At 48.8% G+C, this 23,151-nt stretch carries 25 protein-coding genes; 22 read left to right on the top strand and 3 right to left on the bottom strand.

The genetic code is table 11. The features are described 5' to 3' along the window. The first annotated feature begins 1 nt into the window (after position 1). The 16 genes from NSQ20_RS25730 to NSQ20_RS25655 all read left to right on the top strand — a co-directional run bounded on the left by NSQ20_RS25730 (position 2) and on the right by NSQ20_RS25655 (position 13,250). On the top strand, positions 2 to 712 hold the full coding sequence (locus NSQ20_RS25730; protein ID WP_340031164.1) for an amino acid ABC transporter permease: 711 nt from the start codon (positions 2 to 4) through the stop codon (positions 710 to 712). After that, positions 709 to 1,461: an amino acid ABC transporter ATP-binding protein gene (locus NSQ20_RS25725; RefSeq protein ID WP_017692508.1), complete on the top strand. Its 753-nt coding sequence runs from the start codon at positions 709 to 711 to the stop codon at positions 1,459 to 1,461. Before NSQ20_RS25730 ends, NSQ20_RS25725 begins: the two co-directional genes overlap by 4 nt. Positions 1,462 to 1,582: 121 nt before the next feature. Then, the gene (locus NSQ20_RS25720) at positions 1,583 to 1,870 is read left to right on the top strand and encodes a hypothetical protein (RefSeq protein WP_017692509.1); all 288 of its coding nucleotides are present in this window, start codon (positions 1,583 to 1,585) and stop codon (positions 1,868 to 1,870) included. Positions 1,871 to 1,893: 23 nt separating this feature from the next. Beyond that, on the top strand, positions 1,894 to 2,235 hold the full coding sequence (locus NSQ20_RS25715) for a hypothetical protein (protein ID WP_017692510.1): 342 nt from the start codon (positions 1,894 to 1,896) through the stop codon (positions 2,233 to 2,235). Continuing rightward, complete coding sequence (locus tag NSQ20_RS25710; RefSeq protein ID WP_017692511.1) at positions 2,232 to 2,531, top strand: hypothetical protein; 300 nt, start codon at positions 2,232 to 2,234, stop codon at positions 2,529 to 2,531. The genes NSQ20_RS25715 and NSQ20_RS25710 overlap by 4 nt, the downstream gene beginning before the upstream one ends. Before the next feature lies 1 nt (position 2,532). Further along, entirely contained in the window at positions 2,533 to 2,874 is a 342-nt protein-coding gene (locus NSQ20_RS25705) for a hypothetical protein (RefSeq protein WP_051446920.1), read from the top strand. 251 nt (positions 2,875 to 3,125) lie between these two features. Beyond that, positions 3,126 to 4,220 (top strand): glycosyltransferase, encoded by a 1,095-nt coding sequence (locus NSQ20_RS25700; RefSeq protein ID WP_083669917.1) that lies wholly within the window; start codon positions 3,126 to 3,128, stop codon positions 4,218 to 4,220. 60 nt (positions 4,221 to 4,280) lie between these two features. Next, complete coding sequence (locus NSQ20_RS25695; RefSeq protein ID WP_340031163.1) at positions 4,281 to 5,420, top strand: glycosyltransferase; 1,140 nt, start codon at positions 4,281 to 4,283, stop codon at positions 5,418 to 5,420. A gap of 66 nt (positions 5,421 to 5,486) precedes the next feature. Then, complete coding sequence (locus NSQ20_RS25690) at positions 5,487 to 7,112, top strand: glycosyltransferase family 4 protein (protein WP_133120496.1); 1,626 nt, start codon at positions 5,487 to 5,489, stop codon at positions 7,110 to 7,112. Between the two features lie 14 nt (positions 7,113 to 7,126). After that, on the top strand, positions 7,127 to 8,218 hold the full coding sequence (gene wecB / locus NSQ20_RS25685; protein ID WP_036605946.1) for a UDP-N-acetylglucosamine 2-epimerase (non-hydrolyzing): 1,092 nt from the start codon (positions 7,127 to 7,129) through the stop codon (positions 8,216 to 8,218). After that, entirely contained in the window at positions 8,211 to 9,197 is a 987-nt protein-coding gene (locus NSQ20_RS25680) for a polysaccharide biosynthesis protein (RefSeq protein WP_017692517.1), read from the top strand. The genes wecB and NSQ20_RS25680 overlap by 8 nt, the downstream gene beginning before the upstream one ends. Further along, the gene (locus NSQ20_RS25675) at positions 9,194 to 10,021 is read left to right on the top strand and encodes an SDR family oxidoreductase (protein ID WP_036605842.1); all 828 of its coding nucleotides are present in this window, start codon (positions 9,194 to 9,196) and stop codon (positions 10,019 to 10,021) included. The genes NSQ20_RS25680 and NSQ20_RS25675 overlap by 4 nt, the downstream gene beginning before the upstream one ends. After that, positions 10,003 to 10,944 carry an NAD-dependent epimerase/dehydratase family protein gene (locus NSQ20_RS25670; RefSeq protein WP_340031162.1) on the top strand — a complete coding sequence of 314 codons (942 nt, stop codon included), beginning with the start codon at positions 10,003 to 10,005 and terminating at the stop codon, positions 10,942 to 10,944. Before NSQ20_RS25675 ends, NSQ20_RS25670 begins: the two co-directional genes overlap by 19 nt. Further along, entirely contained in the window at positions 10,941 to 11,657 is a 717-nt protein-coding gene (locus NSQ20_RS25665) for a glycosyltransferase (RefSeq protein ID WP_340031161.1), read from the top strand. Before NSQ20_RS25670 ends, NSQ20_RS25665 begins: the two co-directional genes overlap by 4 nt. Positions 11,658 to 11,753: 96 nt before the next feature. Beyond that, positions 11,754 to 12,470, top strand: a complete 717-nt coding sequence (locus NSQ20_RS25660) for a glycosyltransferase (protein WP_076253285.1) — start codon at positions 11,754 to 11,756, stop codon at positions 12,468 to 12,470. A gap of 249 nt (positions 12,471 to 12,719) precedes the next feature. Then, positions 12,720 to 13,250, top strand: a complete 531-nt coding sequence (locus tag NSQ20_RS25655; protein WP_340031159.1) for a GNAT family protein — start codon at positions 12,720 to 12,722, stop codon at positions 13,248 to 13,250. Positions 13,251 to 13,393: 143 nt separating this feature from the next. Here the strand turns inward: NSQ20_RS25655 and NSQ20_RS25650 are convergent, their stop codons facing one another. Then, positions 13,394 to 13,564, bottom strand: coding sequence for a hypothetical protein (locus NSQ20_RS25650; RefSeq protein WP_164783209.1), 171 nt, complete (start codon positions 13,562 to 13,564; stop codon positions 13,394 to 13,396). After that, a complete protein-coding gene (locus NSQ20_RS25645) occupies positions 13,561 to 14,799 on the bottom strand; it encodes a glycosyltransferase family 4 protein (RefSeq protein ID WP_340031158.1) in 1,239 nt (412 codons plus the stop codon). Before NSQ20_RS25645 ends, NSQ20_RS25650 begins: the two co-directional genes overlap by 4 nt. A 186-nt stretch (positions 14,800 to 14,985) precedes the next feature. On the opposite strand from NSQ20_RS25645, the gene NSQ20_RS25640 reads away from it, so the two are divergent. Together NSQ20_RS25640 and NSQ20_RS25635 are read left to right on the top strand one after the other, a co-directional pair. Beyond that, the gene (locus NSQ20_RS25640) at positions 14,986 to 15,345 is read left to right on the top strand and encodes a hypothetical protein (RefSeq protein WP_076253288.1); all 360 of its coding nucleotides are present in this window, start codon (positions 14,986 to 14,988) and stop codon (positions 15,343 to 15,345) included. A gap of 218 nt (positions 15,346 to 15,563) precedes the next feature. Then, on the top strand, positions 15,564 to 17,093 hold the full coding sequence (locus tag NSQ20_RS25635; RefSeq protein ID WP_339195264.1) for a DHA2 family efflux MFS transporter permease subunit: 1,530 nt from the start codon (positions 15,564 to 15,566) through the stop codon (positions 17,091 to 17,093). Positions 17,094 to 17,158: 65 nt separating this feature from the next. On the opposite strand, the gene NSQ20_RS25630 is transcribed toward NSQ20_RS25635, so the two are convergent. Then, the gene (locus NSQ20_RS25630) at positions 17,159 to 18,232 is read right to left on the bottom strand and encodes a glycosyltransferase family 4 protein (RefSeq protein WP_235193923.1); all 1,074 of its coding nucleotides are present in this window, start codon (positions 18,230 to 18,232) and stop codon (positions 17,159 to 17,161) included. A 436-nt stretch (positions 18,233 to 18,668) separates the two neighbouring features. Between NSQ20_RS25630 and NSQ20_RS25625 the strand changes: the two genes are divergently transcribed. The 4 genes from NSQ20_RS25625 to NSQ20_RS25610 are packed head-to-tail and all read left to right on the top strand — an operon-like array spanning position 18,669 to position 22,927. Next, positions 18,669 to 19,802, top strand: coding sequence for an ATP-binding cassette domain-containing protein (locus tag NSQ20_RS25625; RefSeq protein ID WP_340031157.1), 1,134 nt, complete (start codon positions 18,669 to 18,671; stop codon positions 19,800 to 19,802). Then, positions 19,799 to 20,515: an ABC transporter permease subunit gene (locus NSQ20_RS25620; protein ID WP_017692528.1), complete on the top strand. Its 717-nt coding sequence runs from the start codon at positions 19,799 to 19,801 to the stop codon at positions 20,513 to 20,515. The genes NSQ20_RS25625 and NSQ20_RS25620 overlap by 4 nt, the downstream gene beginning before the upstream one ends. 4 nt (positions 20,516 to 20,519) lie before the next feature. Beyond that, positions 20,520 to 21,914: a GldG family protein gene (locus tag NSQ20_RS25615; RefSeq protein WP_340031156.1), complete on the top strand. Its 1,395-nt coding sequence runs from the start codon at positions 20,520 to 20,522 to the stop codon at positions 21,912 to 21,914. Next, positions 21,911 to 22,927, top strand: a complete 1,017-nt coding sequence (locus tag NSQ20_RS25610; protein WP_340031155.1) for a DUF4340 domain-containing protein — start codon at positions 21,911 to 21,913, stop codon at positions 22,925 to 22,927. Before NSQ20_RS25615 ends, NSQ20_RS25610 begins: the two co-directional genes overlap by 4 nt. Positions 22,928 to 23,151 lie beyond the last annotated feature (224 nt).

Raw genomic sequence — 23,151 nt, 5'->3', positions numbered from 1 at the left:
TATGTCGATTGATCTCCAGTTTATCTATACATCTTTTTTTCAAATCCTGAAGGCATTGCCACTGACACTTGTCATTACGATTGTTCCGTTGATTGCAGGCTTCGGAATCGGTCTGGCTACGGCTCTGATCCGTATCTATCGCCTGCGGTGGATTCACCGCATTGCTGACTTCTACGTTTCATTCCTGCGTGGAACACCGATGCTGATGCATCTATTCCTCATCTATTACGGTATTCCGATGATTATCGATAAGCTGGCGGAACGTTACGGTTGGGCTTTCCAATCCTCGTCGATTCCAATTCTCGTATTTGTACTGTTTGCTTTCTCACTCACTGCGGGCGCTTATATGTCCGAGATTATCCGTTCAGGCATTCTTGCTGTGGATATCGGCCAGATGGAGGCGGCTCACGCTGTAGGCATGAGCACATTCCAGGCTTTAAGGCGTATCATCATCCCTCAAGCGATCGGGGCTGTATTGCCTAACCTGTGCAGTATGTTTGTTGGGTTCCTACATGGATCAACACTCGCTTTTACCGTGTCTCAGATGGACATCCTCGGTAAAGCGGATGTGGTGGCATCCGTCAGTCTGAAGTTTCTGGAGGCCTTTATCGCCGCAGCGTTCATCTATTGGGGGCTGACCATCATTGCCGAGCGGATCACTGCTCTGCTTGAGCGTCGGGTTGCCGTGTATAGCAAAGGAGGCGTGTCATGATTACACTAACCAACATACACAAAACTTTTGGCAAGCAGGAAGTATTGAAGGGAATTGATCTGACCGTGGAACAGGGCGATGTCGTAGCGATCCTTGGACCGAGTGGATCAGGCAAAACAACGCTGCTGCGCTGCGTCAATTTTCTGGAACGTGCCGATGAGGGCGAGGTTCAGATCAGTGGATTAACCGTCGATTGCAAGCATGCACGCAAACATGACATTGTGCAGTTGAGACGAAAAACGGCGATGGTGTTCCAGCATTATAATCTGTTCAAACACAAGACGGTGCTGGATAACGTCACGGAAGGTTTAATTATTGCCCAGAAAATGTCCAAAGCCGATGCCCGCACACGTGCCTTGCGCGTGCTTGAACAAGTCGGACTGTCTGCCAAAATTAATGAGTATCCAAGTATGTTGTCAGGTGGACAACAGCAACGGGTGGGCATCGCCAGAGCATTGGCACTGAATCCCGAAGTGATTTTGTTTGATGAACCGACCTCTGCGCTGGACCCCGAGCTTGTGGGAGAAGTGTTGTCTGTCATCCGCTCCATTGCTCAAGAAGGGATTACCATGATTGTAGTCACCCATGAAATGGGGTTTGCCCGTGAGGTGGCAAATCGGGTTGTTTTCATGGATGGAGGTTCCGTTGTGGAGGAAGGAACCCCGGAGGAGGTGTTTGTACGTCCCAAGCAGGAACGTACTCGCCAATTCCTCAGTCGATATTCTTCCGACTGGAGTTATGTCATCTGACGATATAGGCGCAAGCTGTAGTAACTGACGATCCCGGCCCGGCATATGCTGTAACAGGCAAATGCTGATAGGCCGGGTTTTTCTATGGGTGAAGCAGGCCGTGACGGTAAGGAGGAGGACCATGCAGAGCAAAATCGATGAAATCATCACACATATTGCACACTCTCACCAGCAGATCGCACGTGTGCTGGATGCCAAACGCCAAGTCGCTGTACGCATGTCTGAAATCATCAATCATTTGCCAGATATTGAACCGGAGTTGGATGGCGTTGACGGTCTGCTGGATAGCTCTGGGCAAATCAACAAAAGCATTATCTCTTACTTGGGGGGCCTTGCAGATCTGGAAGAGGCTGTAGCCGAAACGCTGACCCAAGTCATGCGGGAGATCGCGGTTCAAGAGGAAGAATAAGCCCGGAAGGCGGGTGAAGGAACATGAGTAGAGAACAGAGCCTCATTCTGATGCTGGACGCAGCAGCCAAAATGCAGTGGAATATTGCCCTGATCCTGGAGGCAAAAGCGATTGAGGCCGAGAAGGTACGGAACTGGACGCTGAATCATTTGAATGGGGATACCTTTCTGACGCATGGGGATCAGGTAGGCGAGCCGCTTAAAATGCATGATCAGCTGGTGGAATTGCTGGAAGGATTAACCCGGATGGAGACCGGACTGTGCAACAATCTCAAAGCGGTGATGGTACAGAACGATAGCGAAGATGGCGGCGGTATGGACGGTGGCATGTTTGGCGGCATGGATCTGGGAGACATGGGAAAATGAGTCTGATGCGGCGTGAGCAGGAAGCCAAACTGGCGCTCATTGAATCCATTGCACACAGTCAGCAGGCGCTGGCACGCATTCTGGACAGTGTAGCCAGTGTAACCGCTCATTCGGAAGTATCCGCCCGCAGTCTGGCCGAAAACATTCGTTTGCTGAGTCGCTATCAGGCAGAAATGTCTCGTATGGTTACGGGAATCAGGCTGGCCCGAATCCAGCATGGGGAGCCTGGCTTGCCGTGGCTCAAAGACCCCGGGTGTGCAATTCGTATCGTTCGGGACATACAGGAGGAATGTTGACATGTTAAAGAAGAAGAAAATACGACTGAGAACCAAAAGAGCTTTGTTAATCCGTGGAGCCCGTCTGCGCAAAATTCGCAAACTGCGTGCGCTCAGAGCCAAACGTGTTCTTCACAAACGTCCACTTAAAGGACGCAGTGCGTGGCTCAAAAAAAAGAAACGTGCGGTACGGCGGCACCGGAGTCCAAAGCCCGTACAACCAGTCGTCCCGGCTACCCCTACCGATCCGAACCCGGACGGTGCGTACAGCCAGGGATACAACGAGGCGTACAACGAGGGATTCAACGCGGGTTTCGCCAAGGGATTCGAGGACGGACATCAGCTGGCTTACAAAGCACAGTAACCGAGTAGAGAGGATTATTCCTGCATGGAATGATACCTGTATACAGTTAGCCCGGGGGGACAGATCCCTCCGGGCTATTTGCATCGCCGCAAAAGCGGACATGCCCGTACAGGCGGATGTGGAGGGCATACGCCAATTTTGCGCCTTGCAGGACACCCGTCCATGATGCATCTGACCCCGAGGCATATCCTTTAGAGGGAAGACCAATCTCGGGGAGAGTCTGGAAGTGAGATCTCCTGAAGGAAGACAGGGTGAATAATGTGGCAAAACGAAGGCACCGTCCGCTGACCGAAGCGGAAACGGCTTACCGCGGCGGATATGCAGAAGGCCGCAGATTTGGCGGCTGTCAAGCCATGATGGAGCGGGTGCAGATGTTTGAACCGACCCTGCGGGACATGAAGGTGTTATATATCCCGCAAGGATTCGATGCCATCGATGAAGGTGTCACCTTGGCTCTGCAGCAATCTGTACGTGAATGCGTTGTTGGATCGCCAGCAGCGATGTTGCAGGAAGCCAGTCACCATCGGCCCGATGTTGTGCTCGTTATGAATGGTCTGCATGTATTCCCCGCAGATCATGTAGAGCAGGTGAATGGCATACGTGCACTCGGTATCCGAACTGCCGTGTGGTTTGTGGATGATCCGTATTTCACCGAAGATACAACGTCCCTTTGTCAGCATTATGATGTCGTGTTCACGCATGAAGAGGCCGCCGTACCCTTCTATCTGGGACATGGAGCGAACCAGGTCATCTATATGCCACTCGCGGTGAATCCAGGCATGTTTCAACCGCGGCGCGCCGCACCGCAGCATCAGCACGACATTTGTTTTATCGGTACCGGATTCTGGAACCGGATTGCCTTGTTTGATGAGCTGGCCCCTTTTCTAGCGGACAAAAAGGTATTCATTGCGGGTAGCCAGTGGAATCGGTTGACACGCTATGATGTACTAGGCCGTTTCATCCACGAAGGATGGATTGCTCCTGGAGAGACAGTAGATTATTACAATGGCGCCAAGATTGTCATTAACATTCACCGGACTTGCGAGAATGGGGAAGACAATCGCAATACACATCATCTTAAAGGTCACTCGATTAATCCACGAACGTATGAGATCAGCGCCTGCGGCACAATGCAGATTACGGATGCACGTGCAGATTTACCCCGTTATTATAAGCCGGGATATGACATCGAGACGTTCACCAACGCAGCAGAACTTCAGCGCAAAATCCACTATTATCTGAAGCATGAAGAAGAACGACAGGCGATGGCGTGGCGTGGACTTCTCACCACGATGAACCAGCATACATTCACTCGCCGGATCGGTCAGTTGCTGGAACATTTGTAATCCCCGTCTGAAGTGCAGCATCAACAAGAATCCTATCCCAAAAAATAAAGGAGTGGCGGTATGTCTCTCAAACACCGTAAAACCAAAAAGGTTCATGCACCCGTACTGAGCCTGACTGATCAAGCACGCAAAAATGGGCAACATGCCGGATATGACGCAGGTAAGGAAGAAGGATATCTGCGCGGTCGCGCCAACTATATTGTGAATTGTGCACAGGAACCGTTGCCTTTCCGACAGATTCACGTGCTGTATGTATCCTCGGGTAAAGGCTTCCCTTACTCCCCGTTGGATGAGGCCATTATGGCCACGCTACAGGGTATGGTAGCTCAAGTAACCCTCTCTGATCCGCGTCAACCGATTTCTGAAATTGCACTGCAGACGCGTCCTGATCTTGTGCTTGTACTGGATGGAATGGATATCCCCATCGAGCATATCGATGCGATTCGTCAAGCGGGCATTCAGACGGCGATCTGGCTCACGGATGACCCGTACTATACAGATATGACGCTGGATATTGTGACACATTTTGACCATGTCTTCACGTTGGAACTGAACTGTATCGATCTATATCGACAAATCGGCTGCGCGTCCGTTCACTACCTCCCTTTTGCCGCATTTACTAATCATTACTTTCCGATTACAACTCCTTCCCCGTTAAAACGGGATGTCAGCTTTATCGGCTCGGCCTACTGGAACCGGGTATACTTCTTCAATCCGATCATGCCTCAGTTGATGTCACACAATACGGTATTTAACGGAATCTGGTGGGACCGTCTGCCTGACTATACTGCCTATGGCGAGAAGATTGAGCTCGGGCGCTGGATGAGTCCGCCGGAGACCAATGATGTGTACAATGGCACCAAAATTGTCATCAACCTGCATCGATCCCACGAAGATGATTCCGTCAATAATAATCACCTCAAAATCGCGCCAGCTTCACCGAACCCGAGAACGTTTGAAATTGCCGCGTCCACGACGCTACAGCTGACCGACGCCCGGGATGACATTGCGCGTTTCTACAAACCGGGTGTGGAGATTGAGACATATTCCTCGCCGCAGGAGTTACTCGACAAAGTGGAATATTATCTTACTCATGAAAAGGAACGTCGTGAGATTGCACTTCGTGGACTTGAACGTACACTGAAAGACCACACGTATGGCAAAAGAATTAATGAAATGTTAACCATCATATTCCCTTAATTCTGGCCGGGAGGAGGTGTGCACAGTACCCTGTATCGGATAATCGTGTACAGGGTCCGTGCGGCCATGGCAACGAAACCAAAGATGATGTTATTTTCACATGTGTGTAATACTCGCAGCATTACAGGCGCCGAGAAGCTGCTGCTTCATTTTATGAGAGAGATCGGTACGATCTTTGAATGTGTGCTCGTAGCCCCTCAGGAGGGGAAGCTTGCGGGGCTTGCGCGAAGATTCGGCATTCAGGTCAAAATATGCACTCTGCCGATGCTTCACGGTGTGTACACACCTTACCTGGGCATTGCAGATGATGCGGAGCATCTTCGTCATACACCGGCGTATCAGGAAGCAGTCTCCCTAATACGGGAGACTGCTCCCGATATGGTGTTAACGAACACCTGCGTTAATGTGATGCCGGCTGTAGCGGCAAAGTCCCTTCAGATTCCGGTCATCTGGAAGATTACCGAGATCATTCATACGAATGAACATACAAACGAGGCAATCCAGATGATTGGGCGTTACGCGGATTGGATTATCGGTATATCCGAGACAGCGGTAGCCCCATTCCACGAAGCCGGCATAGGTGACAAAGTGACCATTATCTCCCCAACTTGGGAACCCGCGCTACCAGCACCGGACCGCTGGGTTCATCTGCGCGAACGCAAGCGTAAGGAGCTCGGTTTCAAATCATCGCAGACCTGTATCGGTTATATTTCTTCATTTATATATGATGCCAAAGGGTTGAAACCTTTTGTAGATATGGCCTTGAGGATCTGTGAAACACATTCGCGCTGTCGCTTCTGGATCATCGGGGCAGCATCGGATAAAAAGTATTACGACGAGTGTGTATCACGGGTGAAAAAATCCGGGTATTCACGCCGGTTTACCTTCACCACATTTGAAGAGAACGTATCTCTGGCGTATACCGCGATGGATATCCTGGTCATCCCAAGCATGGTCAAAGAAGGGTTTGGCATGACCGCACTGGAGGGTCTCTATTTTGCCAAACCGGTCATCGCTTTTGCTCAGGGTGGACTGAAGGAATTAATGGAATCCGTAGGCAGTGATGCATTTCTGGCCCCGCCGGGTGATACCGAAGCGCTTGTCACCTTGGCAACAACCTTGCTGAATGATGCAGAGCTGGCCTCGAATACGGGGTGGCGTAATCGGACAGAAGCGGAAAGGCTCTACGGCGTTGAAACCTACCGAACGAAACTGCATACGATGGTGACACAGTGGTTATTGCGTTTTCCCGGATGGTTTGCTTATATCCAACCTCCGAATGGACCTGTGTATACCCATGGGGAGGGAGGACTACGCACTGTACTGGTTCTGGAGCCGACTACGGTTCGAGCACTATTATTCCCACTGACCGTCATACAGGCGTTGCCACATTCCTCATTACCTCCAATCGCATTGGGTCACGATGCTCCTGTTGCCTCAGGTACTGTCCCGGCTGCAAAGCCGATTCAACAGAGGGGCAAAACGCGGAAACGTCGTCGCAAGCCACTTGCACCTCATTCTCGCCGAGACCGTGAGGGGCTGAAACGTACTTCCGGAACTGGCAGACGTAAGGGGAGAACCCGTACAACCAAGGGACCGCGTCCACATATGGGGAAATCGGCTAGTCGCAGACGCAAATCTGCCAAAGCGGGACGTAGCCGAGCAGGGCGCAAGGGTTCCAATACAAGATGAAGGCAGGGATTACGATGAAGATCATGACGGTGCTGGGTACGAGACCTGAGATCATACGGCTCAGCCTGATCATCTCCAAGCTGGACCAGTACGCGTCCAAACATATTCTGGTGCATACGGGACAGAACTTCACGGAAAGTCTCAGCGGTCTCTTTTTCAAGGAAATGGGCCTGCGCGCACCGGATTACGTTCTTCAGGATGAAGCGGCCACTCTGGGACGACAGCTATCCTCGATGTTTACGCAGATGGAAGATCTGATATTGCAGGAGAAACCCGATAAATTGCTGCTGCTCGGCGATACCAATAGCGCATTATGTGCAGTATTGGCTGAGCGCATGGGTGTTCCTGTTATTCATATGGAAGCAGGCAATCGTTGCTTTGACCTGGATGTGCCTGAGGAGAAAAATCGTAAGGTTATTGATGCCATCTCCACCGTTAATATGCCTTACACGGAACAGAGCAAGAAACATTTGGTCAGCGAAGGGGTACCAAGCAGGCGCATCGTGCTAACGGGCAATCCCATCTATGAAGTCATGCAGCACTACGACGCGCAAGTAAGTTCCAGCAAAATACTGAAGAAGCTCAAGCTGAAGTCTGGGCAATACTTCCTGGTTACTGCCCATCGAGCTGAGAATGTGGATCATGCCCCTCATTTGCTGGAGATTATGAAAGGACTGAACCAGGTCGCAGAGGAACACGGGTTGCGTGTGATCTGCAGTATTCATCCGCGTACAGCGATCCGGATTGCGGAGCATCTGCATCTGGAGATGAACCCGCTGGTGGAGTTTCACGAGCCGTTTGGATTCTTCGACTTTGTAATGCTTGAACGTCATGCACGCTGTGCACTTACGGATAGCGGTACCGTGCAGGAGGAGTGTTGCATTATGGGCGTGCCGACCGTAACGATGCGTCGAACTACCGAGCGGCCGGAAACGGTCGATTGCGGCAGCAATGTAGTCTCCGGTCTGGATGCCGCGCGCATCGCTGATTGCGTGAAAGTCATGACAAAGATGTCTAGCGACTGGGATTGCCCGCAAGGTTACAAAGCCACAGATGTATCCAGTAAAGTGGTTAAATTTCTGCTTGGAGGGAAAATGCATGTTTGAAAATAAGCGTATACTCGTGACTGGCGGTACGGGATCATGGGGTTATGAACTTGTGGCTCAACTACTGCCCCAGCAGCCCAAAGAAATTATTGTATATTCCCGGAATGAGTCCAGCCAAGTGGCTATGAGTCGTGAATTTGAAGACCCGCGTCTTCATTTCCGGATTGGAGATATTCGTGACAAGGACGCCTTGACGGCGGCTTGCCAGCATGTGGACTATGTATTTCATCTGGCAGCGCTCAAGCATGTTCCGGTGTGTGAAGACCAACCGTACGAAGCACTCAAAACCAATGTGATTGGTACACAGAACGTAATTGAGGCTGCTATTGAGAACAAGGTGGAAAAAGTAATCTATATCTCGACTGACAAGGCTGCCAATCCGTCCAACTTCTATGGCATGACAAAAGCGATCGGCGAGAAATTAATTGTATATGCAAACTTGTTACACAGCGATACCAAGTTTGTTACGGTACGGGGTGGGAATGTACTGGGAACAAACGGAAGTGTGGTACATCTGTTCAAGAATCAGATCCGCCAGAAAGGGCAGGTCTCCATCACGGATATGAGTATGACTCGATTCTTTCTTACGCTGAAGGATGCAATTACCTTGCTGTTCAAAGCTTCGGTGGAAAGTGTCGGCGGAGAGATCTTTGTCATGACGATGCCTACCTGCAAAATCGTTGATCTTGCGGAAGTGCTGATTGAGGATTCCGGTGTGGAGAATGTGAGCATTGTGGAACGTGGCATTCGTCCTGGGGAGAAAATCCATGAAATATTGATGAGTGAATTCGAGAGCATGACCACCGTTGTCTACGATGAGCAGTACCTGGTTATTCTCCCTACCCTGGGTATACCGGGTCTGCGTGAACATTATACCAATTGTCCCCCGGTCTCCTTTAACAGTTTTAGTTCTGAACACCAACTCATGACCAAAGAGGAGATTCGTGAAATTCTGAAACGCGGAGGATTCTTGTCATGAAACTGCTGATACTTGGTGGAAACGGAATGGCCGGCCATATTTTGGTCGACTATTTCCGCCGTCAAGGTGTACACAGCGTCTTCTACACATCTCGGGATGTAACGGACCCCAATGGTCTGCTCCTGGATGTGAACGACAGCTTCATGGTTGATCGGTTGGTAGAAGCTGTGCACCCGGATGTGATTATTAATGCTGTAGGTGTGTTGAACAACTTCGCAGACGAGGACAAAATTACTGCATATCATATTAACGGTTTCCTGCCACATCGTCTGCGGCGGGTTGCAGATACGATTGGTGCACGCTTAATTCATATCAGCACGGACTGTGTGTTCAGCGGAGAACGGGGAGCATACCGGGAAGATGATGTTACGGATGGGACTTCAGCATACGCCATCACCAAAGCCCTAGGCGAAGTTCAGGATGAAGGTCATCTGACGATCCGTACGTCCATCATTGGACCCGAGATTCGCCAGGGCGGCATTGGTCTGATGCAATGGTTTATGTCCAGCACAGGTGAAGTCGGGGGGTATACCCGCGTATTCTGGAACGGTGTGACCACACTTGAGCTGGCCAAATGGGTAGACCATTACCTGGCCTCATCGGTTAGTGGTCTGATCCACCTAGCTCATCCGGCACCTGTCAGCAAGCATGACCTGCTTGTATTGTTCAAGCAGACCTGGGATAAGCAGGATGTGACGATTGTGCGTGATGACAGTGTAGTGCAGGACCGTACGCTGGTGTCCACTCGCGAGGATGTGAAGACAGACCTGCCGGATTATTCTACAATGCTGAAGGAGTTGGCATTATGGATGGAGCAGAGCTGAGAGGCAAGAACGTACTGATTACAGGCGCCTCCGGTTTTACCGGGCGACATGCCGTATCTTATTTTCGGGAAGCGGGTGCAGTGGTTGCAGCGGTAGTCCGGAGGCCGGATGTGTATTCATTTGGTAAAGGTGCACAAGTCCATGTCTGTGATCTGAACGATAAACAGCAAGTACGTCATCTGATCGGCGAGGTGCAGCCCGACTATGTGCTGCATCTCGCTGGCAAAAATTCAGTGCCTGATTCGTGGTCTGATCCGCTACTGGTCCTGGAGACCAATGTGATGGCCGTGCTGTATTTGCTGGATGCGCTTCGTAGTTGTCCGACAGCACGAACCGTTATTGTAGGATCGCGGTTAAAATATACGCCGGAACCTGGCCGGATTCCCCAGCCTCCGCATCCATACAGCCTCAGTAAAGCGCTGGAAGAGATGGTGTCCTTGTCGTGGATGTCGCTCTTCGGACAACAGATCATGCTGGCGGAGCCAGGCAATCTGATTGGTGCGGGTCCTTCCACAGGCATCTGTTCACTGCTTGCACGCCATGTTGTTGCCTGTGAGCAAGCGGGCAAAACCGAGGCATTCCGTCTGTCCGGACGGGACAATACCCGTGACTTTCTGGATGTGCGGGATGCCGTCAGAGCGTATGCAACCCTCCTGGTACACGGGTCCAGCGGTACAGTATACCCGGTGGTGTCTGGAGTCGAGCGCAGTCTTGGTGAAATTGCAGATCTGCTGTTGTCCATGACAGAAGCGGAAGTCCCTGTTCGCTGGGATGGGGCATCTTCTGGTCCGGATGGTTCGGGAAAACAGGAGGAATTATCACTGCTGCGCAAGCTTGGCTGGCAGCCGATGATTCCATTTGCCTCATCGCTTCAGGATATCCTGAGTGATGTTCGTGTCCAGCAAGGGAGGACGACAAGTTGAATCCGAGAGTATCCATTGTCATTCCATTCTACAACTGCCCTTATGTGCCTCAGGCGATTCAGAGTGCGCTGAACCAGACGTATCCCGATGTGGAAATCGTTGTTGTGAATGACGGTTCAACCCGGCATGCAGAGTTGCTTCAACCCTATCTTCCTTATATTAATGTGCTTGGCAAAAGCAATGGCGGGACGGCTTCGGCACTTAATCATGGCATCCGTCATGCCTCTGGTGATTATGTAGCCTGGCTAAGTTCGGATGATTATCTGTACCCGGATAAAATTCGTTATCAGCTGGAGTTTATGCAGCGTGAGAATGTGCTCGTCTCACATACCAACTTTCACTATATCAACGAGCATTCGGCAGTTACCAGAATGCATGGTGGGCCTGAACCGATGTCGGATATGGATTTACTACGACGGTTTGTTAACGGCAATCCGGTGAATGGCTGCACGGTCATGATCCGCAAGGATCTCTTTAGCGGAGTGGGGCTGTTCGATGAACTTCTTCCCTACACCCATGATCTGGATCTCTGGATGCGTATTGTACTGAACGGTCATCGGTTCCCATACCTGAATGAACCGCTTACTGCCTATCGGTGGCATGGGGGAATGGGATCGGTACGTCATGCGGATGTCATCGGCAGAGAGGCATCCATGGTATGGTCCAGATATCGGCAACCGCTGTTGCAGCGAATAGCGACGCTTGGCGGGTAGCGTAGGGAGGGCAGTTAAGAAAGCCAAAAGATGGCTGATTAACGCCCTCTTTGCGCAGCATTTTACCTAAGACAGTAAGAGGAGGGGAAGGCCCGAATGGAGCCAAAAGTATCGATCGTCATTCCTTTTTACAATTGTGCTTATATCGAGCAGGCTGTTCACAGTGCCATTCACCAGACGTATCCGCATATCGAGGTCATCGTGGTGGATGATGGGTCAACCGAGCACGTGGAGCGGCTACAGCCATTCATGGATTCCATCCGCTATATTCGCAAAGAAAACGGTGGAACCGCGACAGCATTAAATGAGGGCATCAAGCAGGCAACAGGGGATTACTTTGTTTGGCTCAGCTCAGATGATGTGATGCTGCTGGATCGGGTGGAGAAGCAACTGAAGTTTATGCGCGAGGTTAAGGCTTCATTCTGCCATGGTGCCTACCATTATGTGAATGAGAAGAGTGAATGGTTGGATACGGTGCATCCGGAAGTGGGAAGTCGTCTGGAGATGTTGCAGGTACTGCTGGAAGGTTGTCCGATCAACGGCTGTACTGTCATGTTAGAGATGGAAGCATTCGAGCGGTTTGGACTGTTCGACACTGATTTTCGCTACACCCATGACTATGAGATGTGGATGAGGCTGTTTCCAATGTATGAGCTGTTCTACTACAATGAACCTCTGATGTGTTACCGATTGCATGAGTCAATGGGAACCAAACGTCACTTCAAGGCACTGGTTGCCGAGATGGAACAGGTTCAGGCGAAGCATCGGCCTATTCTGTTTAACTTACTTCAGGTTGGCGGGTACTGGAAATAGATGGATTTGGCAACGATGGCTGAATGGAATAGGTGTTAAATGGACAGGAGAGCACCCTTATGAAACACTTTTTAAGTGTTATAAGTGGAAGCTCTTTTTTTACTTTATGGACAGATACGTGGACACAAAGGGTGATCGATTGCTGAAGTCTCTGTATAATGAAATGATTCATACACGGAAGGGACTGGACTATGCGCAGATATCAATATCTTAAACCCAACTATTAATAAACTAATGGAGGTAAGAGTATTGATTACAGAGTTATACACAGAACGGTTATATTTGCGAAAAATGAACGTATCGGATGCGGCCAGCTTGTTTAAAATTTGGTCTGATCCGGATGTGACTAGATTTATGAATATCACTCATTTTACGGATGAAAATCAAGCTATAGCCATGATTAATCTTCTGAATGATCTTGCTCAGGAAAACAAGGCCATTCGGTTCTCTATCCTTGTGCAAGAGTCCAACGAAATCATAGGTTCATGTGGTTATAATTCACTGGATTTTGACAATATCAAAGCAGAAATTGGGTATGACATTGCCAGATCACACTGGGGGAAAGGATATGCTACGGAAGCGATCTCTTCTTTGTTAGCTCATGCATTCTCGACTTTGAAACTGAATCGTATTGAGGCAAAGGTTGACCCCGATAATGTGAATTCTATCAAGCTATTGCAAAAGCTTAATTTCACATACGAAGGCACCCTCAGAGCATACGAGAGGGTAGGCGAAACGTTCAGTGATCTGAATATGTATTCCAAGTTGGCGACAGATTAAAACGATCTGTAATAGCGTGTTCTCGGTCCGTTAGAACACATTAAAGCAAGCAAGGGGTGTCCTCAGTCATTCATATGACAGATGGGACACCCCTTGTTTGATATTTCGGCATGTTATATGAAGACGGCATATCATTGGACAACTCAATCTTTTGAATTCATGATCGCCATGGATGCAGGATCGGGAAATATATATCCTTTAGGCAGCTTTTTCATCAATTCATTCATTACAGCGTAATCCACGTTGATGTGAGGTGTGGAAACTGGAGTCGAAAACCAGCGATTGTATAGATCACTTGGTACAAGTAACGTCATATCGTATGTCCTCCTCTGTAGATGGCTTCTTGGTAGACTTGAAATGTACGAAATCCCATCACTTCCAGTGAACGATGTTGTTCAGCCCAAGCTTTCGCCGCCGCCCCCACTGTTCTTCGGGTAACATCATCCTCAAGTAGTGCATCCAACAGTTCACGGAGCGAGTCGACATCCTGCGGAGGAACAACCCATCCCGTACGTCCAGGTTCAACCATCTCGGGCATGCCGGCTGTGCCACTGACGATAACAGGTACACCCGCCAGTTGCGCTTCAGTAACGGAGAATGGCTGGGTGTCCTGCAGACTGGGCTGGACATAGATATCTGCATGGCGCAGGAAGGAAGGAATATTGTCCAGCTTGCCCCAGAACACAACATCAGCTCCAATCCCCGTTGACGCGGCCTGTGAACGCAATTCATCGGTTAGATTGCCTTCTCCTGCGATCCAGCAGACCCAATCGGAACGTTTATTTTTCAGACTGGCTAAGGCTTTGATTAACACATGAACGCCCTTGATGTATTCAAGTCGTCCGGTAAAGGCAATGACTTTTTTGCCCGCAGGTGGTCGCTGGCGGAACTTCACAGCTGCTGAGGCACGATAGGCTGGGAGATCTACAGCATAGGGAATCTGTCTGAACTTTGATTCAGGAACGGCAAGCTCTGTAAGCGTACTCTTGATCCAGTGGCTTGACACGAGAATGAGCTCGGACTGCGCTGCACTTCGCTCTTCCAATGAGAGAAAATAACGTCCACGCTTGGATTGCAAATATGAAGGGAGAGTAAGCTGTGGGTTGGTATTTTGTGCATCGTAAAAGGCTTCGCGTGCAAGAGCGCCATGATAGCTTGTAACCAGTGGGATATTGCGGTTCAAGATGCGTTTTATGGCTACGGCAGCTACCGGATCTTGCGCATGAATAACGTCATAGTGGTCCACCCCCAGATAAGCGGCTGCCATCTCGAAGGCATATCTATTCAGTTCATAATAAGCGAGAAGAGGATCGGCAGTGAATTGTGGCAGATCAGTCGGATTGAGTTTGGCTTGCAGCATGGGCCACACCTTATCCTTGGAGAAAGCGCGGTTCAGATTACGAACATATACTTCGTTATTGGCACCATTTGTGCCCATGATATCAACCTCTACACCAAGTGCGATTAACCTGTCGGCCAGTTGTTTAACATATGTCCATATGCCTCCCATATGTGTAAGCTCCCAATACGTAACGAGCAGAACTTTCATAGCTACCTCCTTGTCACGGCCTGCACCGGCCGAGCTTCTATCCTTTTATTCTATGAAAAAAGAGGACCGGAAGGTCGGGCATTTCCGTGTAATTGGTCGAAAATGGGTGAATGCAAATGGCAATGGACGAGAGGAAGCATATCCTATGTACAGGAAGGTTCGTGTGCTCCGAAGGAGGGATCTACAGTGGCGGTATATTTACTTGAGATTCATGAGAATCTGTTACAGACATTTGTTCCCGTCAAGTACATGGATGTGGAGTTGGCCTATGTGGGCGGCGAGGAAGGGACGGATGTATTTGTTGGTGGAGCCAGTATTCACGGAGAACTGTATCGACACCTTTTTCACCTAACGTCAAATTCGGGGGGAGCGGGCGGTAATCAGGTCATTCATAATCTGGATGTGTCATCCGAGCCTTATGAACTGAGGATCATCAGCAACAGTTCTTCACCGAAGCATCTGGTTATTCGAATATATTGCAGAAGTATTCACGGTCAGACATTGGGCATACTGTCAGAATATCAGATGATGAAGCTTGCAGATTGATATGGACATCATTGCATAATCATGATTAACCAACGTGTGGAGCAGGGAAGGTGCCTGTTCCATTTTTTTGTGGTGCATCCATAGTAGAATTGTCTGAAAAAATAGCTTGACAGCAAAGGTATTTTCATTAGAATTAGATCAGTATTAAACGAAAGTTTAAAACGACGATTTAAAACGATAGTTTGAAATTGGTCGTCAATATAGGCTGAGTGAGACGCATGAATAAGGCTGCGATCTACTGGCTGGAAAAGAGTGTGGAGAACGTGAAAGAACAAACAGCAGTACCCCAGGAGCCGGCAGAGTTTTCGCTTAAAGCCATTATACTGCCACTCCTGGCAATTATCGTCGGAATGATTATGGTTATTCTGGATAGCACGGTGGTGAACGTGGCCATTCCAAATCTGGTTCAATATTTTGAGACGGATCTTAAAACGATCCAATGGACGGTTACGGGTTATACCCTGGCTTTGTCTGCGGTTATACCACTGGCAGGCTGGTTAACGGACCGTTTTGGTGCCAAAAGAGTATTTCTGTTCACGATTGCCATGTTTACCTTGGGTTCTGTATTATGCTCGATCGCTCAATCACCTGAGCAATTGATCATTTACCGTATCATTCAAGGCCTTGGTGGAGGCATGGTTGCTCCTATTGGTATGGCAATGGTCTTTCGTCTGGCTCCGCCTGAGCGAAGAGGTTCCATCATGGGGATGCTGGGAATTCCGATGTTGCTTGCCCCCGCATTGGGTCCGGTGTTGTCCGGGTGGTTTATTGAATCACTGAGCTGGCACTGGATCTTCCTGATTAACTTGCCCATTGGTATTGCAGCTTTCATTCTATGTATCAAGTTTTTGCCGGATACAGATCGTGGACGCACACCTGCACTGGATCTGCTCGGCATGATTCTGGCGCCAATTGCGTTCTCGATGCTGGCTTACGGTGTGAGTGAGGGCGGAACGAGCTGGACGTCTGCAACAACTTTGACGGGTGTCATTGTGGGTGGTGTAGCGCTCATTTTGTTCATTATTGTGGAGCTTCGTCATCAAAATCCATTGCTCGAACTCCGGGTATTCAAATCATCTGATTTCTCACGGGGAATTATTCTCGCATGGGTGTCACAAGTGGCGCTGTTCGGTGCGATGATCCTGATCCCGCTTTATTTGCAGCAGATCAAAGGTTACACTGCACTGGAAACAGGATTGATTCTACTGCCACAGGCATTGGCTTCCGGAGTGGGTATGCCGCTTGGTGGTCGATTGTTTGATAAAATCGGTGCTAGACCTCTGGCCTTCGTGGGTCTGGGTATTATCTCGGGAGCATTGTTTATTCTGTCCTCCATTACGGCAGAGACAGGTCTTGGCCTGATTATAACGGCTCTGGTCATGATGGGTCTGGGTATGGGCTTGTCCATGATGCCACTCAATACGCATGTATTAAATGCTGCTCCGCGTAAGTTGGTTGGACGGGTGACACCGCTCACGGCTGCTGCACAGCAAGTAGTCGTGTCCTTTGCGGTTGCAGGGCTTACAGGCTTCCTGACTTCAAGAATCGCAGACAATACAACGAGTACAGAGCCGACCGCTATCGTGCATGGTTTGGTGGCTGGTTTCAATGATACGTTCTTCCTGGCCGCTTGTATTGCATTGTTCGGATGTTTGCTCAGTCTGATTCTGCGGAAACCAAAACCGATGCCGGAAGAAGAACTTCAAAATGGCGACAAGCCTGATCCCGCGATGATGATGGGACACTAAGACTCTATAAAAACCATACTAAGGCAGTTCAGAGAAATTTTGCTGAACTGCCTTTTTTGCTATGCTCAATGGAAAATTCGTAGTGCTGTCATCATTTCACGGAAAGAAATGGCATATCGATCTGGTGAAAAAGACAAGCTCATATGCTGTCTGCCCTGAATGCGAATATACTCACGCAGTTTCTTGTTATTCATAAGGTCCCTTGCTTCGGCTACAGCTGCCTCTACATTTCCAATTGGATAAAACTTACCAGTCTTATTATGTGTGATAAATGAACGCACACCATCCGAATCCGTGCTGAGCACCGGGCAGCCACAAGAGATGGCTTCAGCGACGGCATAACCGAATCCTTCAAGCAGGGAAGTGGATAACATGATGCCCCCTGAAGCGGCAATCATAGAATAATATGCAGGCATCTGAGAATGAGGAACATTGATAAAGATGCCAATCCGATCCTCAAGCCCGTATTCTGCCAGCATGTGCCGGAACATGACTTCATCTTCTGGATTAGCCAAAGTTGGATCGTGGAACAACCATAGTCTGGCTTCCGGATTTTTTTTGACGATTTCACTCGATATGATTAGATATTCACGCCAGTTTTTGTTGTGTTCAAGTCGTCCTACCCAAGCCAGCACCGGATAGGGTGGGGTATCCACCAAGATTGGTGCGAAGGTGTCTGTATCCAGCATATTGGGAATAACAAACCGATGAAGCCAAGGACAGATATGAATGAACATATCCAGCAGGTGGTCTGTGGGAGGTATAACGGCAGCATCACAATGAGCTTGGAGGTATGGGACACCCATCTGTATCGTTTCCAGAGCTTGATCGCGTGCTCCGAGTCCCTGCGCTTCAAAAATAATTCGTCCGGTATAACCAAGTCCTCTCAAACGGCCGGGCATAGCGATGTCTGAAGTGGCAATGATGGCATCATAATGATGAGTATGGATGATATGATGGATATCCTCGTCACTGGACGCGGTGAAAATGGGTGTATCACTGTTGTTCTGCAATCCCGAGCCTGTGCTGAGATACAATAGGTGCGCTTCAATGCCATGGCGTTTCAGAACAGCGGTGCGCAGTCGATTTAACGTATCCACGCCACCGCTCGGAACATAAAACGTGAATAATACTTTCACACGATTCACCCTCTGACTTTTGGTCAGGAGCACATTCTCCTGTACTCTATGTTACGTTGGCTTTAAGCGCAGGGTGTGGGTGTTGGTCAGAATGTTCACATTTTGGACAAATATTTTTAAGCTGTCTTTTAAGTGTCATTAAGCTGAGGCTAGGATAGCTCCCGTAATATACAAGGAACTTCCCGTGCCCATCATCTATTACATAAGTTCAACGTAACATTTACACGATAACGGAGAGGGCAGAAATAACTTGAAGAAGCGAAGCGGTCACCTTTATCAGCGGATTTTTCCTTCTGAATGAAGGAATCAAAAAAATCTGGGGATAACAGTGATCGGAAGGTTATTCTGCCATCGGAGTGCAAGTGTAAATATTTTCAGTTGAATTTATATAACGAACGATGCTGCACGGGTATTTTAACGGGAAAGGATGAATGATGTGCTCGAAGTGAAACAGGTCAGCAAAGTTTACGAAGGGCAACGCGGCGTACATCAACTGGATTTCACCATGGAACGTGGTGAGATTGTTGGCTTTCTCGGACCCAATGGTGCTGGGAAAACAACAACGATGCGTATGATTACGGGTTATGTGCATCCATCCGCGGGTTCCATTATGGTGGATGGAGTATCGGTGCATGAGCAGGGTCAGCGTGTTCGTTCCAAGATTGGGTATCTGCCTGAAACGCCGCCACTCTATCCGGATATGACGGTGCAGTCCTATCTTAAATTCGTAGCCAATTTGCGAGATGTCCCGGCACGTGAGGTTAAGCTACGGGTCAGTGAGATGGTTAGCAGACTTGGACTTCAGGGTCGGGAAAGGCAAATGGTACGTGGGTTATCCAAAGGATACAAGCAACGCCTCGGGCTAGCAGGAGCCATTATTCACAAGCCGGATCTGCTGGTTCTGGATGAGCCAACATCGGGCCTTGATCCAAATCAGATTATTGAGATCAGAGATCTGATTCGAGAACTGGGGGAGAACCATACGGTGCTGCTCAGTACGCATATTTTGCCTGAAGTGAGCACGCTCTGTAATCGAATGTTGATCATCAATCAGGGACAGCTCGTGTTGGATGGTTCACCTCAGCATTTCGGATCAGCAATGGGGGATCAGTTCAAGGTATCGATTGAAGTGAAGGCCACTGCGGAGCAATTACATAATGTGCTGACACCATGGGAGAAGGTGCGGAGTGAAGTCATTCAAGCATCGGATGTGAATACCAGCAAAGATACTTCACTTACTTCAGATTCAGCGGATACGGTTAAAATGCTGCTTACTGGAGAAAACTCGGAAGATTTCCGGGAGGAGCTGTTCTACCTTTTGTCAGGTGCAGGATTACCGATACTGGAGATGAAGAAGGAGAACCTGAGCCTGGAGCAAATCTTCCTGAAGCTGACCACAACCGAGGCAACAGACACGGACGCAAATTCGGCAGATGTGGATAAGGTTGTTGGGGCAGAGATGGATCAGGACGTAACTTCGGACATCGACTCGTCGAGTATATCGGGAACATCAGTTGGTACATCAGTCGATGCTTTGCCCCAAGCTCGCAAAGGGGAGGACTCCAAATGAGACGAATGATGGCGGTATGCAATAAAGAGCTGCAAGCTTATTTTCTGTCACCAACGTCCTATTTTGCTTTTGCCGTATATGTACTGATGACCAGTCTGCTGTTCTATTCAAGCTTTGTATATTACCAGCCGAGTATTGTTGATTATCGTCTCGTGTTGGGCGATACGTTGTCCATGCTGCTATTTGTCGTGCCATTGTTAACGATGCGACTGGTTGCAGAGGAATTTAGACAAGGAACGGATGAATTGTTGCTGACTTCTCCGGCACGAGTAACAGAAATTATTTTTGGCAAATATCTTGCTTCTCTGGCCATTCTGGTCGTGCTCATCCTGTGCAGTCTGGTGTACCCTTTCATCATGTCGTTCTATGGGACATTGGATATGACGACAGTATGGATGTCTGCGCTGGGGTTATTTTTCCTGGGCGGAAGCATGATGGCGATTGGACTGTTCGCTTCTACATTATCCCAGCATCAGATGGTGTCTGCGGTGGCGGGTTTTATTATTTTGCTCGTTTTGTGGATGCTTGATTCATTCGCAGGTAATACAGGTTCTGCTTTGCAACAGTGGCTGGACCCGTTTGCTCTGACCAACCGGTTCGACAGCTTCATGAAAGGTGTGCTTAGTGGGCCGGATATCTTGTATTATGTCACCCTTTCGGGTGTGTTTCTGCTGTTAAGCATTCAAATTGTGGAACGGAAGCGGTGGAGGTGAGAAGATGAAAAAATGGTTAAGTCATACCAACAGTACCGTGCTGTCCGTAGCGGTGATTGGCATCTTTATTTTGCTAACACTGTTCCTGAATTCACTTGGCGGCTTCCAGCTGGATCTGACCTCGAACAAACAATACACGTTATCTGACCAGTCTCTTACTGCGATCAAAAATGTGAAGGATGACGTCAACATTCTGGTGTTAACCGTTGAAAATGCCAACAACACCGTCCTGAACCGTGAGGTCACGGATATGGTTGAGGAATACACGAAACGCAATAGCAAGTTGAAGCTAAAACAGTATAATCTGACGCAGGAACCTGCGCTTGCATCCAAATATGGCATAACAGGTAGCTCCATTGTGCTTGAGCAGGGAGATCAACACAAAGTGATTGATATCGCCAGTTTGTTTACCGCGACAGGTGACGGCAGTGACGGATCATATCAGTTCACAGGTGAGGAAAAACTTACGCAGGCGCTCATGAATATGTCATCCACGGAGATGCACAAAATGGTCTTTTTGACTGGGCATGAAGAGCTGAGTCTCGCTCAGATGACTACGCTGCAATCCTCCTTGGAACAAAATAATGTGCAGACGGAAGAGTTGCAGCTGAATCAAGCCGGAAAGGTTCCGGAAGATGCAGATGTACTCGCCATTATTGGCCCACAACGCGATCTCAGTGATACCGAAATGAAAGCCATTCGTACATATCTGAGTAATGGAGGCAAGCTGTTATTATCCCTCGGATTTGTAGAAGATATGAAATCCAGTTGGAAAAACATCGATGCCCTCATGGCTGACTATGGCGTCGTTGATGAGCATGCGGTCATGGTGGATAATCAGCAAGCCAGTACGATGGGACCACTCTGGGTGGTGCCGGAGTATGGTACACATGCAATTACGGACAAACTTGCTGCAAGCCAATTGTATCCGATGTTGTCGTTGTCGATTGCGCTGACCAGCAAAGAACAGGATAAATATACCCTTTCACCGTTAATGCATTCTTCGAATGACAGTTATGGGGAGACAAATATCGGCGGTTTATTGCAGAATGAAACAACCAATGATGCCGAAGAGGACATTCAGGGCCCCGTTGAATTAGGATATGCAGCCGATACGACGGATGGTAAACCGAAGGCAGTTATTCTGGGCTCATCCATTTTCATGCAGGATTCGGAAATTGCGAATGGTGGCAATCGGGACTTTATTTTGAATACGGTAAACTATTTGAGTGAGAAAGAAAATGGATTGACGATTCGCCCACGTGTACAAGCTGGGTATGAGATGGCATACCTGAATGGCGAACAAGCCAGAACGATTTTCTTCGGGGCTATTGTAGCATTCCCACTCATCTTTGTTATCATTGGTGTACTCTTATGGTGGAGGCGCAGACGAGTATGAGAAAATGGGTTCCAACGATTCTGGTGGTCATTGTACTAATTGTGGGCTGGGTGTACGCGGCCAGTCAAAATTATTTTCGGGAAGAAGAAGCGGTTCAAGCCAAGTTGCTTGGTATTCAATCCGGGGATGTTCAATCTATTACAATACATGACACAACGGAGGCGACATCCGATGCAGCAGCAACTTCGACCCTGACGCTTGAAAATGGCGTATGGCAGATGGTTGAGCCAAAAGCCTATCCTCTGAACGGTTACAGTGTAAGCAGCTGGCTGGATGCTCTGAGTGGTGCAAATCAGGAACTGGTGGTGGAAGAAGCGCCAACGGATCTGGATAAGTATGGATTAGGAACAGATGCTACACGTATGGATATCAAACTCAAAGATAATCGGGAAATCAAACTGGCTATTGGCGGCCAGCTTCCAGCAGATGATGCACGTTATGTGCGTGTTGATTCGGGCCCTGTGGTTGCCGTGCAGACAGAGGCGATTACCAGCATAGCTTTGTCTCGTCGTGATTTGTTGGACACGACACCTTTCAACATGGATGAGACAAATGTTGGGTCTCTGGAGTGGGAGGGTGAGGCAGCTACCTGGATGTTAACATCGACATCGGAGAACGATGCGGCAGAACAGACCTGGACACTGAATGGAAAAACGATTGAAGCCACAGATGCCATATCTCTTATCGGCAAAATCAAAAACTTGTCGACAGCAGATGATGTGCGCAAAGCGTCCGAGCTGAAGAATTCGGTTCCCCGATTCACCCTGTCTGTTGAACAGACGGTCAATGGGCAACAAGTTCGAGATGTGTATCGGGGACTTACGGTGCCATCCGAATCGGATCAGATCTGGGTTATTACGCCGGATGGTCAATGGGCATATGGCATGGATACGACAAGTCTAACGGAAGCCGAGAAATTCCCGGATACAATTAAAGCATCAACAACTTCTTCGGAAGAATCATCGAGTTCTACAAATGACGCAACGACATCCTCATCAACAGACGGGAATTGAGCGGGGCGGAAGATAAGTGATATTGTTGCGTTGAGATTCAAATATGATTTCGAGGCAGTGCTGCGAACAAGCAGCACTGTTTTTTTATTTTATATAGCGAAGAAACTCACGGTCCACAGATCAAAACCAAAGATCGATAAGCAAAGCCCAAAGACCAAAACCAGAATACCTGAATCTACAGGGTAAGGTACCATATCCTTTCAGCATATCGGTGTGTACAGAAG

Source organism: Paenibacillus sp. FSL K6-1122 (genome assembly GCF_037977015.1).
Lineage (GTDB): Bacteria > Bacillota > Bacilli > Paenibacillales > Paenibacillaceae > Paenibacillus > Paenibacillus amylolyticus.
This window is presented reverse-complemented; position numbering and strand designations above follow the sequence as displayed.